This is a genomic window from Pseudomonas marincola, from assembly GCF_900116605.1.
Taxonomy (GTDB): Bacteria; Pseudomonadota; Gammaproteobacteria; order Pseudomonadales; family Pseudomonadaceae; genus Aquipseudomonas; species Aquipseudomonas marincola.
In genome coordinates, this window is the sequence record NZ_FPBC01000008.1 from 160,549 (window position 1) to 176,796 (window position 16,248).

The window sequence follows — 16,248 nt, forward strand, 5'->3', positions numbered from 1 at the left end:
GATGCGCGACCACATGATCCTTCACTCACTCACGCCACAAACAGACGCCGACAAGCATGAAGCCTTAGCACAGGCTGGGGCAAGTCAGCGTGAGCGACTGGATGCCCTGTATCTGGTGTTGGCGCAGGTCCCTTGCGGCAAAGTCGTCAGTTACGGCCAGCTTGCCGAGCTTGCCGGATTGGGCCGGGCTGCGCGTTGGGTAGGCACCACCTTGAGCCGTTTGCCAGAGGGCAGCACCCTGCCCTGGCACCGGGTAGTAGCCGCTGGCGGTCGTCTCAGCCTGCCGGCGGGAAGTGCCTCGGGCGCCGAGCAACGGGCCAGATTACGCACAGAAGGCGTATTGGTGATCAATGATCGAGTGGATATCCGACGGCATGGCTGGCATTCCATGCAGGACAGCGGTTAGAGTGCGCCCTTTGTTAGATAATCCCCAGGCTGAAAACCGCCCAATGCAACGAAAAAGCTGGCGCGACGCGCTCGCCGCCTACTCCAGCCCGTCAACGCTCGTGCTCCTGTTACTGGGATTCGCCGCCGGCTTGCCGTATATGCTGGTGTTCTCGACACTTTCGGTCTGGCTCCGTGAAGCGGGTGTAGCCCGCGAAACCATCGGTTTCGCCAGCCTTATCGGTTTGGCCTACGCCTTTAAATGGGTCTGGTCGCCGCTGCTAGATCAGTGGCGCCTGCCGATTCTCGGCCGCCTCGGCAGACGCCGCTCGTGGCTGGTGCTCTCACAAATACTGATCGCCATCGGCCTGGCCGGCATGGCCTTCTGCGACCCGCAAACGCACCTCACCTGGCTGATTGCCTTGGCGGTGTTGGTCGCGTTCGCCTCGGCGACTCAGGATATTGCCGTGGATGCATACCGTCTGGAGATCGTCGACGACAGCCGTCAGGCGGCGCTGGCAGCCAGTTACATGTCCGGTTATCGGGTCGCCGCGCTGCTGGCAACCGCGGGCGCGCTGTACTTTGCTGAAGGCTTCGGCTCGACCGTACAGCTTTATCACCACAGCGCCTGGGCGGCGACCTATCTGGTATTCGCCCTGCTGATGCTGCCGGGTCTGATTACCAGCATCTGGATGAAAGAGCCCGATGTGGCGCTGCGCACCCAGCTCTCAGCGGCTCGATATGGTTTCAGCCACCAGATTGCCTCGGTGGTGGTGTTGATCATTCTGCTGGTTTCTGTGCCGGCGATGTTCACCCAGTATTACTACACCGACTTCGCCAGTGTGCTGCGCGGCGACACCAGCGTACTCGGGCTGGTCATGCAGGATCGCGCCCTGCTGCGCGCAATGATGTACACCATTTTCACCTTCCTCTGCCTGTCGGCCTTTGGCCGTCGCGGGCTGGCGCCGGTGCTGACACCGATCAACGACTTTGTCGGCCGCTATCGCTGGCAAGCGCTGGTGTTGCTTGGTCTGATTGCAACTTACCGCATGTCCGACACGGTCATGGGCGTAATGGCCAACGTGTTCTACATCGACCAGGGCTTTACCAAAGACCAGATTGCCAGCGTGAGTAAGCTGTTTGGCCTGATCATGACGCTGGTAGGCGCTGGCGCTGGCGGCTTGCTGATCGTTCGTTTTGGTATTCTGCCGATTCTGTTCATCGGCGGCTTGGCGTCTGCGGCAACCAACCTGCTGTTCCTCATGCTCTCCAGCATGGGCGCTAACCTCGAGATGCTGATTGTGACCATCTCGGCAGACAACTTCAGTGCAGGGCTTGCGACGGCGGCTTTCGTGGCTTATCTGTCGAGCCTGACCAACCTCAAGTTCTCCGCCACCCAATACGCCCTGCTCAGTTCGATCATGCTCCTGCTGCCGCGCCTGATTGGCGGTTACTCCGGAGTGATGGTCGAGCGACTTGGCTATGCGCACTTCTTTTTGGTCACGGCATTGCTCGGCGTACCGACCCTGATTCTGATCGCCATGCAATGGCGTCGCGAGGGGCCGCAGGCCAACGGCAGCAAGTCCGACAGCGCCGAAAACCCGAACGGCTCGACCGAGCACGCTTAAAGTCCTGGATAACGGTCACAGCGCAACGCTGTGACCGCCGCCTTACACGCCATACTTAGCGCCGGCATAATCCCTAAAACTGCGCTCTCCAAGCCGCTCTTGGCGTGACTGAGTAGTCCGTTGTCACAATATGGCAACGTGCGGTCGCATCTGAATTCGTCAGCCATTATTATTGGTCACCGAAAGCCATTAATCTGGAGCGAACATGCCCGATAGCGCATCTGAGGTGCCCCTTTCAACTGCCGATCAGTTCGAGAACTGGTGGAGCACCCAAGGTGAGTGGGTCGAGGAACCCAACCAGCGGCGTGGCGGAGAAAGTGGAGTCCAACGGGTTCGCGGTCGTAACGGTGAGCTGCTCTATGTCAAACGCCAGGTTGGCCATGCGCATCGCAGCTTGCGCCATCCGTTTGGCCGCCCCACCGTTCTGCGTGAGCGCGAAGCATTGCTCGGCGCACGCCAGGCCGGCGTTAATGTTCCCGATATCGTTTACTGCTCGACCTCAGGAAAACGCGGACTGTTAGTCACGGCGGCGCTTGATGGGTACCTGAATGTGGATGACTGGTACGCCAGCGGCGGCCGCGAACGCTATGGCGAGGCGATGCATGAGCGCCTGCTCAAAGCAATCGGCACCAACATCGCCCTGTTCAATCGGGCTCGCTGGCAACACAGCAGCACCTACTCCAAGCATATTTTCGTCTGCATTGACGGTCAGGGTGAGAATGCCAAACCCCTGACAGCGCTCATTGATCTGGAAAAAAGCCGCCAGCGTCTGACGGCCAAGCAAGCAGCATTGCATGACATGAAGCAGCTGCGCCGGCGCTCCAACTGGAGCCGCGAAGACTGGAAAGTGATCATCGACGCCTATCAGCAAACGTTCGGCTGCACCCTCAGCGAATTGCCCGACTAAACGCAAATAGGCCCTCAAATGAGGGCCTTTTTGCGAGCGGCTGCCTTGCAGCCTGAGCGTTGTGCGGTTGCGCCAGACGCTTACTCTGACTTGGCCATGTGCATAACACGCTGCGGGAACGGAATGCCTACGCCCGCTTCGGTGAGCTTGATTTTGGTCTGCTCAGTGAACTCGAAAGTCACTGGCCAGAAATCACCGGTCGCCACCCAGATACGCAGCGACATATTCACAGCGCTGTCGCCCAGGCCGGTCACGTAGACCACTGGCGCAGGGTTGGTCAGCACGCGCGGGTCCTTGGCGATCTGCATCAGCACATCACGAGCAACCTTGATATCGCTGGAATAGTCGATCCCCACATTGATATCGACACGGCGAGTGGCCTCACGCGAGTAGTTGGTAATGTGGCCGTTCGAGAGAATCCCATTAGGCACGATAACCACCTTGTTATCGGCGGTTTTCAGGGTCGTGTGGAAGATCTGAATCGTGTCCACCGAGCCCGACACGCCCTGCCCTTCAATCCAGTCCCCCGCGCGAAACGGGCGGAACAACATGATCAGCACGCCGCCCGCGAAATTGGCGAGGCTGCCTTGCAGGGCCAGGCCGATGGCCAGACCGGCGGCACCGATCACCGCGATAAAGGACGTTGTTTCGACCCCGACCATCGAAGCCACGCTGACCAGCAGCAAGGTTTTAAGGATGATATTGGCCAGACTGCCAATAAAACCATTCAGTGCGCGGTCAAATTTACGGGCTTCCAGAACCTTGGTTACTTTGCGCAGCAAGACACCAATTAACCACCAACCGATAACCAGGGTGATCAATGCCAGAAGCAGCTTGCTGCCGTAACTCAAAATGATCGGCATCCAGCTTTCTGACATCTTGATGATCTGATCGACACTCATATCCATTCGTCTCTCCTTCTACACAAAGCAAACAACACCGCCTGCCGGCAGGGTTGGTTTTAAAGCGTGCTTGTAAAATGCAATCGCCATGGCATGCCATGGCGATAAAGTATGACTCTGATGTACGACGTCATTATGCCATCAGGGTTCAATTGGATCGGACTAATCGCGGAAGTTGTTGAATTGCAGCGGCATTTCAAACTCTTTGGCGCGCAGATTGGCAATTGCCTCCTGCAAGTCGTCGCGCTTCTTGCCGGTGACCCGAACTTGCTCACCCTGAATTGCCGCCTGAACTTTCAGCTTGGCTTCTTTTAGGTGCGCGACGATCTTCTTCGCCAGTTCCTTGTCGATGCCTTCGCGCAGAATGACCTCCTGCTTGACCTGTTTACCAGACGCATAGGCATCCTTGATCTCAAGGCACTGCACGTCGATCTTGCGCTTGACCAGGGCCATTTTGAGAATTTCGAGCATGGCCTCAAGCTGGAAATCCGCCTCAGCTGTCAAATTGACAGTCAGCTCTTTCAGCTCAAAACTGCCTTTGCCACGGAGGTCATAACGACGATCGAGATCTTTGATCGCATTGTCGACGGCGTTGGTGACTTCGTGTTTGTCCAGTTCGGACACCACGTCGAACGATGGCATATTCATTCTCCTGATAAATGCCGCGACTCACTTCACGGAAGCAAGCCACTCAGCTTGACGGTGTTAAAACCATGCCATTATATAGTGCCTGCGAGCAAATCTGCCCGTCGTTGACCAACGCCTGAGTCCAATTATGTGAGTTTGACCCAATGCCAACGCCACATCTAAGCATTATGGTGGTGGATGACGCCAAATTCTCCAGCGCACTCATCGGCAAAACGTTAAGCCAAGCCGGCTATAAAGATATTCGTTTTGCCGCAAGCGCAGCCCAAGCACTGGCTCAACTTGAAGAACGCCCTGCCAGCGTTATCCTCGCCGATTGGCTGATGCCAAAAATGGACGGCCTTGAGTTGACTGGCAAGATCCGCCAACTGGATGAAGCCACCGACCATTACACCTACGTGATTCTGCTCACCGGCAAGGAAGGCGACAATATTCTGGCCGAAGCCTTTGATCGTGGCGTGGACGACTACATCAGCAAAACCCAGATGGCCGAGCAACTGATACCGCGCATCTATGCGGCGGATCGCCTGTGCAACACCTTGCAGCGTTTGCTCCGGCAGAATCAGATGCTCACCAGCAATGTCCATACGCTGGAACACCTCAACGTGATTGATCCACTCACGGGGTTGGGCAATAACCGCTACCTGAACCAGAAATTGAACGACAGCCTGCGTCAGGTCGAATCACGCGGCGGCGCACTGTGCTACCTGCTGATCGGCCTGGAGGATGCCGGGCAATTAAGACAGCAGCATGGCGATGCCCTGTTCAACGAATTGATGCATGCGGTTGCCCGCAGGCTCCAGCAATTGGTACGCCCGCTCGACACACTGGGTCGTCTCGACGACAACCACTTTGTGCTGATCACCGTGCTCAGCAACTTGCAGGAGTGCTCGCCAAGCAGCTTCAAGCGCCTGCATGAAGGCATCAACCTCAAAGCGTTCAAAACCAGCGCAGGTTATGTATCGCTCAAATCAGGGATTTCTCTGGTCGGCATGGACAACAAGAGCTTGCCGGTCGCGCCCGAAGATATTCGCCAGCGCGCCAGCCAGTTACTGCCCGAGGCCTACGCATCGGGGCGGGTAACCGCTACGCGCATGTCTGAGAAAGGCTAAGCCGGCACTGAAGCTGTATTGCAAGGCGCCAAGGCCATAAACTGGGCGCTTTGCACTTCATCAAGGAGCCGGCCATGACCTGGCATGTACTTGGCGCAGGCAGCCTGGGCTGTTTGTGGGCTGCGCGACTGGCGCGGGCGGGCCTGCCTGTCACGCTGCTGATGCGTAATCAGCAGCGCCTCGACGCCTATCTGCAAGCGGGCGGGCTTAGCCTGATTGAAAATGGCCAGCGCTCGCACTACCCCGTCGCCGCACAAACCTGCGATCACAGCCAACCGATCAGTCGCCTGCTGGTCGCCTGCAAGGCTTACGACGCTGAAGCGGCAGTCGCCCAGATTGAGTCGCGGTTAACCGCCGACGCCGAGCTTATCCTTTTGCAGAATGGCCTTGGCAGCCAGAGCGCCGTGTCCGCCAGAGTGGCGCCCGCACGCTGCATTCTGGCGTCCAGCACCGAGGGCGCATTTCGCCAGAATGACTTTGAAGTGGTCTTCGCCGGGCAGGGCCAGAACTGGCTGGGTGATCCGCTGGAGCAGACGCCGCCCGGCTGGCTATCGGAACTCGCGGCCAGCGGCATCGCCCATAGCTGGAGCACAGACATCAACACCAGGCTCTGGCGCAAACTGGCCCTAAACTGCGCGATCAATCCGCTGACGGTGCTGCATGACTGTCGCAATGGCGGCCTTAAGCAATACCCGCAGCAGGTCATGGCGCTGTGCAACGAACTGAGCACATTGTTGATTGCCTGCGGTCAGGCAGATGCGGCGCAAGATCTGCACCAGCAAGTGCTGCAGGTGATCCGCGCCACGGCGCAGAATTACTCCTCAATGCATCAGGACGTCAGCCACGGCCGCCGCACCGAAATCAGCTACATAAGCGGTTATGCCTGCACCGCCGCGCAGCGCCTGAACCTTGCGCTGCCGCAACTCGAAGCAGTCCATGCACAATTGGTGCAGGCGCTTGAGGCCCGAGGATTGCCCAGCCGATGACCGGCACGTTACCCTGCATTCATCTTGATTTGGCGACGGTTAACCCATGACATTGCGTCAACGCCTCGAAAACCTGCCGGTTGGGCGCAAACTGCTCGCCGCCCTGCTAATCCTGCTGGCCACTGTATTGATTACCGCCAATCTGGCGTTTATCAGTGCCGCCTACTGGATTTCACAACAGAGCATGGCGCCGCAGGCCCTGCATACACTCGGCAAACTGATCGCCAGCCCCGCCCTCAGTCATCAGGCGCTGACCACAGCGGCAGCCGCCGAGTCACTGCTTAAAAGGCTGGATGGTTATGAGCCGCTGCGCGCGGCGGTGATTTATGACAGCAATGGCGTAAGCCTGGCGCAACTGCAGCGCGGCGATAAATTAGAGCTGCCATTGCACGTCAATCAGCTTGAGTCGTGGCGCCTGACCGAGTTTCGTACCAACCTGCTCACCGAACTGCCGCAGCCCGGCGGACGCCCAGGCTACTTGCTGCTGGTCGCCTCCAGCGAACTGCCGGGCGAGTTCTACACCGGCACCCTGACGGCCAGCGTGGCCATTTTAATGGTCAGCGTGATCCTCTGGCTGTTGATTGCCCGGCAAATCCGCCGACTGGTGACCAAGCCGATCCGCCGCCTCGAAGAACTGTCGCGGCAGGTAACCCGCGAGGAGAACTATGCGTTGCGCGCCCGCCCTGGCAATCAGGATGAGATCGGCAGCCTGGCCAATGCATTCAACACCATGCTTTCGCGCATCGAGGCCCGCGAAGATCAGCTCAAGCGAGCGCGCGACGATGCCCAGTCGGCCTTCGATCAGGCGCACAATCTGGCGGAAGAGACGCGCCATTCGAACCGCAAACTGGAACTCGAAGTGCAGGTGCGCAGCAAGATCGAGAAAAAACTCACCGGCTTTCAGAACTACCTGAACAACATTATCGACTCCATGCCTTCAGCGCTGATCGCGCTCGACGAGCAGTTCTATGTCACTCAGTGGAATCAGGAAGCCAGTGCGCTCTCCGGCACCTCGATTAATGAAGCACTGAACCAGCCGATATTTCTGGCCTTCCCGCCGCTAAAACCCTTCATGGCGCAACTGACCCAAACCGTCGAGAAACAGCAGGTCGAAAAAGTCGACAGGGTGACCTGGAACCGGAATCAGGAACCGCACCATTACGCCCTGACCTTTTATCCGCTGGTGGGCGGAGGTGGCCGTGGCGTGGTGATCCGCATAGACGACATTACCCAACGCCTGAGCCTCGAAGAAATGATGGTTCAGTCAGAGAAAATGCTCTCGGTGGGCGGCCTCGCGGCGGGAATGGCGCACGAGATTAACAACCCGCTGGGAGCCATTTTGCACAACGTGCAGAACATCCGCAGACGCCTGTCTCCGGAGCTGGAAAAGAACAACCAACAAGCCGAGCTGATCGGCATCCGCCTGGAAGTGATCGACCAATACCTGCAAGCCCGCGAAGTGCCGCAGTTGCTCGACGGTATTCAACAGGCAGGCAGCCGCGCCGCACGGATTGTCAGCCATATGCTGAGTTTCAGCCGCCTGAGCAATCGCCTGCTGGCGCCATGCTTGCTGCCCGGGTTGATTGATCAGGCGCTGGAAATTGCCGGCAACGACTTCGACCTGACCGACAGTTTCGACTTCAAGAGCCTGATTATCGAGCGCGACTTCGACCCGCATTTAGGCCCGGTGCCAGCCACCGCCAACGAGCTTGAACAGGTGCTCCTGAACCTGTTGAAGAACGCCGCACAGGCCATCCATCAGCGTGAAGATGACAGCGCACCGGGCAAGATTTGCCTGCGCACGCGACTCAGCCCACCGTGGGCTGAAATCATTGTTGAAGACAACGGCGTCGGTATGCCTGAGGCTGTGCGCAAGCGCATTTTCGATCCGTTCTTCACCACCAAGGAAGTGGGCGAAGGCACTGGCCTTGGCCTGTCGGTTTCATACTTCATCATCACCAACAATCACAAAGGCCAGATGGAAGTTCAGTCCGCCGAAGACCAAGGCACCTGCTTCACTCTGCGCCTGCCACTGACCGCCGCCATGCCGCACAAGGATCAATAACCATGGGCTTCCGACTTTCGAAGATTTATACCCGCACCGGCGACAAAGGTGAAACCGGGCTGGCCGGTGGGCGCCGGGTTTCCAAAGCGCATCCGCGTGTTGAGGCCATGGGCGAGATCGACACATTCAACAGCCATCTGGGCCTGCTGCTGGCAGAACTCGCCGAGGCGCAGGCCCAGCACGCCGGTTTGAGCGAGGTTATCGAGGTGCTGAGCCCGTGTCAGCATCGCCTGTTCGATCTTGGCGGCGAATTGGCCATGCCTGAATATCAGGCGCTGCACAGCAGTGAAATCGCACGCCTTGAGCAGGCGATCGATGTGTGGAATGAAGAGCTGGGACCACTGCAGAATTTCATCCTGCCGGGCGGCTCAAAGCTGGTCGCTCAGGCGCATATTTGCCGCAGCCTGGCGCGCGCAGCAGAGCGCCGCTGCCAGCATTTGAACAGCGAGGAGCCGCTGCGCGAAGAAGGCCTGGCGTATATCAATCGGTTGTCTGACCTGCTGTTCGTCGCAGCGCGGATTATCGCCAAGCGCCAGAACGTCGCCGAAGTTCTGTGGCAGGAAGCCCGCAAACAGGACGCGTAACGCTAAAGGCTTAGCCGCCCTAATCGAGCGTCAGGCGGCTTTCGAACTGGCGTTGCTCGCCGGTCACCGGATCGCTGAAACCAAGCCCTTTGGCCAGCAGCTTCAAGGGGATTGAGTAATCATCCGGATCATCGGGGGCGCCAGTCACAACCGGATAGAACGGGTCGTTGCAGATCGGCGCGCCCAAACTGGCAAGATGCACGCGCAACTGGTGCTTTTTGCCGGTCACCGGGTACAACGCATAGCGCCAGATTTCGCCCATTTTCTCGGCGACCTCGATCCGCGTCTCGGTGTTCGCCTCGCCCGCCACTTCGCGCATTCGAAAAAACGGCTCACCCGGCCCGAAACGGGTTTTGCGCACCAGCGGAAAGTCCAGTTCAGGCAGCGCCGGCGCCAGCGCTTCATAGCGTTTGAACATCTGCCGCTCGCGGAATAACGCCTGATACTGGCCACGGGTTTGCGGGTTAGTCGAGAACAGCACCAGCCCGGCAGTGTGCCGGTCGATGCGGTGCAGCGGTACCAGATCAGCACTGCCAACACGCTTGCACAGGCGCGCTTGCAAGGTTTGCTCGACATAACCGCCGGATGGCATCACCGGCAGAAAATGCGGTTTGTCGGCGACCAGTAAATGCTCATCCTGAAACAGGATCGACTCCTCGAAAGGAATCACAATCTCGCTCGGCACCTCACGAAAGTAATGCACGCGCAACGCAGGCTGATAAGGCTGAGTCTCTGTAACAAACGAACCATCGGCATTCAGCACCCGCCCGCGGGCCATGCGGTCGAGCCAGGCATCACGGCTGATGGCCGGAAAATGCGCGCACAAGCAATCGAGCACGGTGAGCCAGTTGCCTTGCGGCAGGTGAACCGTGCTGGGACGCATATTGGAGGCAGAGCGGGCATTTACAGACATAAGTAACAATCAGCGAGTCGGACAGACACGCATTAGGCCGCAGCGCGCGGCCTACGTCAAAGCGCAGCTGCGCTGCAATCAGAGCAAGATCAACGCCCAGGTCACGGCAATAATGCTCATGGCGACAAACTGGGCGGCGCTGCCCAGGTCTTTGGCCTGTTTGGACAGCGGGTGCAGCTCGAGCGAGATGCGATCTACCGTGGCCTCGATTGCCGAATTGATCAACTCGACGATCAATGACAACAGGCACACCAGAATCAGCATTGCGCGCTCAACCCGGCTTACATCCAGGCACAACGCAACGGGGATCAACACCACGCTGAGCAGCAGCAACTGACGAAATGCCGCCTCCCCAAAAAATGCAGCTTTCAAGCCGGCCCATGAATAACCAGCGGCCTGGAAAATGCGCCGGATACCGGTGCGGCCTTTCAGTTCGCTCGCATTGCCAGCCAGAGATTGCGTATTCATCCGTGCCTTCCTAACTATCAAATTGCTCGCGCTCAGTGGCTTTTGCGCAAGATATAAACGCGCCACATGGCGTAGCCGGGGAGAAAATCGAAGCTGCCGAGAATATTGAAACCGACAGTTTTGAACTCGCTTTCAATCACACCGCGCGCAACCACACTACGCCCTGATCGCACGCGGGACTGGCCTAACGCCGCCCGCCTGGCTTCGAGACGCTTACGTTTCCAGGACTTGTAGTTGCCATCGACCCACAGCGAGATGATCAGCGTGTCTCTCGTGACCCGGTGAAACTCGTTAAGAATCTGCGTGCGCTGGGCGGGATCGATCAGTTGCTGCTGCATAAAGCGCATGCAGAAAATGCTGTCGACCGCATTGGCATCCAGCGGGATGCTGGTCATGGTGGCGGCAAGCGGTTGGATCCGCTCGGTAATCGAGCGCGGGTAACGCGCAATAAGCTGACTTATGTCCGGCTCGCCGCTATCTGCAGCAAGCACGACGCGGGTCGGCAAATGCGCCAACAAAGGCCAATAGCGGCCTTTCAGCGTTGGAAAATCAAGCACCAGATTCGGCTCACCTGCCAGTTGCAGTGCTTTGCGCGCCAGCTTCTGCCCACGCCACAACGACAATCGCCGAACGAGGCCAGCCTGTTCCTGTACTGGAAGTCCGCGATCCTGATCCGCGTCATAGCTGGGCGACAAATCAAGTTCGACGTTCTTCGATGCCACAGCAGCCTGCCCTGTTAATGATTTTGGTAACAGGCAGACTATGGGCAAGCGCATCAAACGGCTGTTAAGACAATGAGAAAATTCCGTGAAACAGCCTTAAGTTAAGGTTTTATGACCCCTGAAACCTTAGGCCAGTTTAACTTCAAACACGGTACCGCCCGCCTCGCCGCCATGCACCGAAACCTGCCAGCCCTGATGCGCGCACACCCTTTTAACCAGTGACAGACCCAAGCCCAGGCCTTCGCCACGCTGCTGGTTAACCCGCACAAATGGCTGGAATACGGATTCATGCAGCTCCTCAGGGATGCCGATGCCGGAGTCCTCGACACGAAAACCACACTTACCGGTAATCAGGCGAATCTCGCCCTGATCGGTATAGTGCATGGCGTTGCGTAACAGGTTGGAGATAACCGTACGCAAAAATGACGAGTTGTAGTGACCGTCATCAGATGCCTCCTCGATCAGGCTGAGTTTCAGCCCCTTCTCCTCAATCGCAGGCGCCCATTGCTGGATCTGTTCCTGCGCAACACTGGCCAGCGTTGCTTCACCGCCAGGCACCTGCTTATCGGTTTTACGTCGCGCCAGAATCAGGAAGGTTTCCACTAAGTCACGCATATCTTCACTGGCCCGACGAATACGCTGGACCTGTTCATGCTGGCGGGCATTGAGATTGTTGCTCACGGTGAGCAGCTCGCACGAGGTCGAGATAATCATCAGCGGCGTGCGCAATTCATGGCTGACATCGCTGGTGAACAACTGCTCGCGCTCCAGCGTGCCGCGTAATTGGCCCAACGTGCTGTCGAATGAGGCGGCCAAACGTCCGACTTCATCATCCGGATAATCCGGTGCCAACGCCGGTGCCAGCGGATGCAGTTGATCGCGGTGACGCACTTGGTTGGCCAGGCGAATTACCGGCGCCATCACCCGACGGGCCAGCATTAAACCAAGCCCCCACGCCGCCAGGACACTCAACACAAAGCCACTCAGAACGATCTTGTAGAGCAGCACTTCGCGCTCTTCAAATTCGTGCTGCTCCTGCACCAGAATGTAGTCTTGCCCGTCAACGGTGCGGCGCATCACATAGTAAGCATGATCACCATCAGTGACTTCGGAGTAGCCGGTTTCGACGTTGGCAAACAATGGCGGAATTGCAAATGCGGCGCCGTGCCCGGTTGCATAAAGCTGGGTGCGTCCATCCAGACGCGGGCGCAACACGCCCTGATTCTCGGGCGCCAATACGTTATCCAGTTCGCCATCGAGCTCCAGCGGCACCAGATGCCCTTCAACAAAGTGCACGGTGGCGACAATACTCACCGAGAAGATTCCGCTGACCACAACTGTCATCAGCACAAAGGCGATGACAATGCGCCGGATCAGGGGTTGTTTAGACACCATTGGGCGACTCCGCCAAGCGATAACCCACGCCGTGAATGGTATGCAGCAATGGCACATCGAACGGTTTGTCGAGCACCTGACGCAATTGATGAATGTGGCTTCTCAGGCTGTCGCTGTCTGGGCAATCATCGCCCCAAAGTGCCTCTTCAAGGGTTTCACGACGGACCACGGCCGGGCTTTTCTGCATCAACACGGCGAGCAGTTTAAGCCCCAGCGGGTTGAGCTTAATCGGCTGGCCAGCGCGGGTGATATACAGCGTGTCGAGATCGTAGACCAGATCGGCTACCTGCATCTTGCGCTTGCGGCTGCCCTGCGTGCGCCGCAATACGGCTTCGATACGAGCAACCAATTCGGACAATGCAAACGGCTTAACCAGATAATCGTCGGCACCAACACCTAGGCCCTGCAGGCGATCGTCCAGCGTATCGCGGGCGGAGAGCATGATGATCGGAGTCTCCAGCCGGGCATCTTCACGCAGCCGTTGGCAAATCTGGAAACCATCCATTCCGGGCAGCATCACATCCAGCACGATCAGATCATATTGCTCGGTAACGGCCAGATGCATGCCGCCCAAACCATCCTGTGCACAGTCGACGGTGTAACCCTTGAGTGCAAGAAAATCGAGGACATTAGCCAGAATATCCTTGTTATCTTCGACTACCAGAATACGCATACACCTGCCCTCGGCTTGCAAAATTAGCGATCAATATACTGGCATCTGATGGCTGGCGAATAGTCGTCATGTCAAAACCCCAACAGCGCATCCACAGCCAAGTAATGACGTTGACGATTTCTTCACAACCGCATAACAGTGCACTCACAGCCCATGATTAAAACTTCGCATCAGACTGAGACCGTTCAAGAAGGTTCGAGCTGATGCTCAAAACGCTGCCGCCAATTCCACGCCCATTCAACTTTCGTTTGGCCTATGCCATCCCGCTCGGGTTGATGGCGCTGATGCTGTGCGTTGATCCCAGCCCGCTGGATCTGGCGATTGCGCACATGATGTACAGCCCGCAAACAGGCTTTATCGGTGGCCACAGTTTTTTCCTTGAGGATGTCCTGCACGACTACGCCAAGCAGCTGATTATCGCCTGCGGCCTGCTCACCATTGCCGCGCTGATCACCTGCCAGTTCAGGCCAAAGCTGAAACACTGGCGGCGTCCTTTGAGTTACGTGGTGCTTGCGGTTGCGCTTTCGACCAGCGTCATCACACCTCTCAAGGCGCTGACCAATGTGCCTTGCCCGTGGAGCATTACCGAGTTCGGCGGCAGCCAAACCCATACGCCACTGCTCAGCAGCCGGGCGGATAACAACAAGCCGGGGCGCTGCTGGCCGGGCGGTCATGCAAGCACCGGGTTTTCCTGGCTGGCATTGTTTTTTGTCTGGCGCGACCGTCGGCCACGCGTCGCCAAGGCCGCGTTGATTGGCGTGCTCGCGGTGGGCACGATTTTTTCGGTGGGGCGCATGCTGCAAGGGGCGCACTTCCTCTCGCACAACGTCTGGACGTTATTGATCTGCTGGCTGATCAGCTTGAGTACTTACTACCTGATCCTTTACCGACCGGCGCTGGCGAAAGCGCCACTCAAGGATGCAACTGGATTACGAACAGACACAGCGACAGAGTGACCAGCGAGCCCAGCGTGGAGAACAAAATGCTGCGCGACACCACCGCCGCGTCGCGCTGGTAATACTCGGCCAACATGAAGGGCCCGGTGCCGGTTGGCAGCGCGCTCAGCAGTAACGCCGAATGCGCCCAGAGTGGCGGCAGATCCAGTATCTGATAGGCCAGCAGCCACACCAGAAACGGATGTACGACCAGCTTCAGCGCAACCAGCGGCAAGCTGCCATCGCTGCGACCAACCTGTTTGTGGGCGAGAAACAATCCCAGCGAAATCAGTGCACACGGCGCTGTTGCCGCGGCCAGTAAGTCCAGCACCCGCTGCGCCGGCAGCGCAACGCTCAAGCCGCTGGCGGCCCACACGCCACCGAGCAAGGGCGAGACCACCAGTGGATTCTTCAACAAGGCCAACGCCACTTTGCGCACCGCATTAAACAGGCTGGGCTCGCTTTGCAGTGCCACTTCGATGCACACAACGGCCAGCGCAAACAGCACGCAGATTACGATCAGGCTGGAAATCAGTGCCGGCTGCAAACCCGCATCGCCAAACACCAGTATGCACAGGGGAATCCCCATGTATCCGGTATTCGCATAAGAGGCGCTGAGGCCTTGAATGCTGGCATCGGCCAGACTCTTGTGTACGCGCCAGCGCCAGATCAGCGTAATCAAGAAGACAGCGATGGTGCCCGCGGTGTAGGCCGCAATAAAGCCCGGCTCCCAGAAGTGCGCCCAACTGACTGACGCCGTGGCATTGAAGAGCATGGCTGGCAGGCACAGCCAGACCACCATGCGGTTGATTTCGGAGGCTGCCGTCGGCCCAAGCAACTCCAGCCGCCGACAAATAAAACCGAGCAAGATGAGCGCAAAAACCGGCAGGATTACGCTAAGCACTGATGCCATAAAATCGCCATTGCCAACATCCATTCAGCACTGCGCAACATCACAGCACCCAAGTCAATCGCCTGCTTATAACGCCACAGGCCAGAATGCGCGAATCCCCGCAACGCCCTGCGCCCCCATATTTCGGGCTTGTGCGGTGTCATCCGGGCCGACGCCACCCAACAGAAATACCGGCAGATTTGTTTGTTTGATCCATTGCTCACACAGCGTCCAGCCCAGTGGCTGGGCCTCGGGATGAGTCTGCGTCGCCGCCAGTGGAGACAAGGTCACGAAATCGACGCCTAGTTGCGCAGCCATCTCAAGCTCAGCCAACGAATGGCAAGAGGCTGCAAGCCAGCGCGAGGCCGGAATCGGGCGCTCGCCACCTGCCAGCTCAGTCAGTTGCTTGCTGGTCAGATGCCAGCCCGCCGCCGGGAAATCGCTGAGCCATTCGAGTGGGCCTTTAAGCATGACCTGTGCGCGCCCGGCGCAGAGGCCAATCGCGTCCAGTGCGAGCGTGCGATATTCGGGATCAAACATCTCCGGCGCGCGCAGCTGCAACAAACCTGCGCCCTGACTGACCGCCCGGTGAATACCATTAAGCAGCTCACTGGCCGACAAGTCCTGCGGTGTAATCAGGTATTGCTCCGGCAAACGCGCGGCCGCAACGATCGGCTGGTTGGCCTGCGGAAACTCATACTCGAGCAGTTGCCTGGCACTGACCCACACCAGCGGCTGCCCTTCGGCGCCATGCGGCTCGCCGCTAAACTCACTGACTTCCCAGACATCCAGTAGCACGTGCTTATCGGGATAATCGTGCTGCACCTGAATCAGCGGCTGAGCCTTGATTACGCTGATCGCCAGCTCTTCCTGCAGCTCGCGCACCAGTGCTTCACGCACGGTTTCGGAGGCTTCGACCTTGCCGCCCGGGAACTCCCACAAACCGCCCTGATGCTGGGTATCGGCGCGTTTGGCAATCAGAATCCGGCCGTCTGCGCCGCGTATCACCGCAGCCGCCACGTGTATGCGTTTCAAGC

Annotated in this window: 17 protein-coding genes; 8 read left to right on the forward strand and 9 right to left on the reverse strand. The window is 58.2% G+C overall.

What is annotated here, in order from left to right; genetic code table 11:
- The first annotated feature begins 13 nt into the window (after positions 1–13).
- The 3 genes from BM395_RS14485 (at position 14) to BM395_RS14495 (ending at position 2,919) form a co-directional block, all read left to right on the forward strand.
- The gene (locus BM395_RS14485; RefSeq protein ID WP_079235503.1) at positions 14–406 is read left to right on the forward strand and encodes an MGMT family protein; all 393 of its coding nucleotides are present in this window, start codon (positions 14–16) and stop codon (positions 404–406) included.
- Positions 407–449: 43 nt separating this feature from the next.
- A complete protein-coding gene (locus tag BM395_RS14490; protein ID WP_090513029.1) occupies positions 450–2,012 on the forward strand; it encodes an AmpG family muropeptide MFS transporter in 1,563 nt (520 codons plus the stop codon).
- A 205-nt stretch (positions 2,013–2,217) separates the two neighbouring features.
- Positions 2,218–2,919 carry a lipopolysaccharide kinase InaA family protein gene (locus BM395_RS14495; protein ID WP_090513032.1) on the forward strand — a complete coding sequence of 234 codons (702 nt, stop codon included), beginning with the start codon at positions 2,218–2,220 and terminating at the stop codon, positions 2,917–2,919.
- An 80-nt stretch (positions 2,920–2,999) separates the two neighbouring features.
- Here the strand turns inward: BM395_RS14495 and BM395_RS14500 are convergent, their stop codons facing one another.
- Positions 3,000–3,827: a mechanosensitive ion channel family protein gene (locus tag BM395_RS14500; RefSeq protein ID WP_069897846.1), complete on the reverse strand. Its 828-nt coding sequence runs from the start codon at positions 3,825–3,827 to the stop codon at positions 3,000–3,002.
- A gap of 156 nt (positions 3,828–3,983) precedes the next feature.
- Positions 3,984–4,463 (reverse strand): YajQ family cyclic di-GMP-binding protein, encoded by a 480-nt coding sequence (locus BM395_RS14505; protein ID WP_069897847.1) that lies wholly within the window; start codon positions 4,461–4,463, stop codon positions 3,984–3,986.
- A 149-nt stretch (positions 4,464–4,612) separates the two neighbouring features.
- On the opposite strand from BM395_RS14505, the gene BM395_RS14510 reads away from it, so the two are divergent.
- The 4 genes from BM395_RS14510 to BM395_RS14525 all read left to right on the forward strand — a co-directional run bounded on the left by BM395_RS14510 (position 4,613) and on the right by BM395_RS14525 (position 9,213).
- Positions 4,613–5,578: a GGDEF domain-containing response regulator gene (locus tag BM395_RS14510; protein ID WP_090513034.1), complete on the forward strand. Its 966-nt coding sequence runs from the start codon at positions 4,613–4,615 to the stop codon at positions 5,576–5,578.
- Between the two features lie 74 nt (positions 5,579–5,652).
- Complete coding sequence (locus BM395_RS14515) at positions 5,653–6,564, forward strand: putative 2-dehydropantoate 2-reductase (RefSeq protein ID WP_090513037.1); 912 nt, start codon at positions 5,653–5,655, stop codon at positions 6,562–6,564.
- A gap of 46 nt (positions 6,565–6,610) precedes the next feature.
- On the forward strand, positions 6,611–8,629 hold the full coding sequence (locus tag BM395_RS14520; RefSeq protein WP_090513039.1) for a sensor histidine kinase: 2,019 nt from the start codon (positions 6,611–6,613) through the stop codon (positions 8,627–8,629).
- A 2-nt stretch (positions 8,630–8,631) separates the two neighbouring features.
- Positions 8,632–9,213, forward strand: a complete 582-nt coding sequence (locus BM395_RS14525; RefSeq protein ID WP_090513042.1) for a cob(I)yrinic acid a,c-diamide adenosyltransferase — start codon at positions 8,632–8,634, stop codon at positions 9,211–9,213.
- Positions 9,214–9,232: 19 nt separating this feature from the next.
- Here the strand turns inward: BM395_RS14525 and BM395_RS14530 are convergent, their stop codons facing one another.
- From BM395_RS14530 to BM395_RS14550, 5 genes are all read right to left on the reverse strand, one after another.
- Positions 9,233–10,126: an RluA family pseudouridine synthase gene (locus BM395_RS14530; RefSeq protein WP_090513044.1), complete on the reverse strand. Its 894-nt coding sequence runs from the start codon at positions 10,124–10,126 to the stop codon at positions 9,233–9,235.
- A 78-nt stretch (positions 10,127–10,204) separates the two neighbouring features.
- Complete coding sequence (locus BM395_RS14535) at positions 10,205–10,594, reverse strand: diacylglycerol kinase (protein WP_090513047.1); 390 nt, start codon at positions 10,592–10,594, stop codon at positions 10,205–10,207.
- 32 nt (positions 10,595–10,626) lie between these two features.
- Entirely contained in the window at positions 10,627–11,316 is a 690-nt protein-coding gene (locus tag BM395_RS14540) for a class I SAM-dependent methyltransferase (protein ID WP_090513050.1), read from the reverse strand.
- 126 nt (positions 11,317–11,442) lie between these two features.
- On the reverse strand, positions 11,443–12,711 hold the full coding sequence (locus BM395_RS14545; RefSeq protein WP_090513052.1) for a sensor histidine kinase: 1,269 nt from the start codon (positions 12,709–12,711) through the stop codon (positions 11,443–11,445).
- Positions 12,701–13,384: a response regulator transcription factor gene (locus BM395_RS14550; RefSeq protein WP_090513055.1), complete on the reverse strand. Its 684-nt coding sequence runs from the start codon at positions 13,382–13,384 to the stop codon at positions 12,701–12,703. The genes BM395_RS14545 and BM395_RS14550 overlap by 11 nt, the downstream gene beginning before the upstream one ends.
- Positions 13,385–13,587: 203 nt before the next feature.
- Between BM395_RS14550 and BM395_RS14555 the strand changes: the two genes are divergently transcribed.
- Positions 13,588–14,340 (forward strand): phosphatase PAP2 family protein, encoded by a 753-nt coding sequence (locus BM395_RS14555; RefSeq protein WP_170860599.1) that lies wholly within the window; start codon positions 13,588–13,590, stop codon positions 14,338–14,340.
- Here BM395_RS14555 and BM395_RS14560 read toward each other — a convergent pair.
- Together BM395_RS14560 and BM395_RS14565 are read right to left on the reverse strand one after the other, a co-directional pair.
- Positions 14,297–15,232 (reverse strand): AEC family transporter, encoded by a 936-nt coding sequence (locus BM395_RS14560; protein ID WP_090513195.1) that lies wholly within the window; start codon positions 15,230–15,232, stop codon positions 14,297–14,299. The genes BM395_RS14555 and BM395_RS14560 overlap by 44 nt on opposite strands.
- Positions 15,233–15,298: 66 nt before the next feature.
- On the reverse strand, positions 15,299–16,246 hold the full coding sequence (locus BM395_RS14565; RefSeq protein ID WP_090513057.1) for a Nudix family hydrolase: 948 nt from the start codon (positions 16,244–16,246) through the stop codon (positions 15,299–15,301).
- Positions 16,247–16,248: the final 2 nt, after the last annotated feature.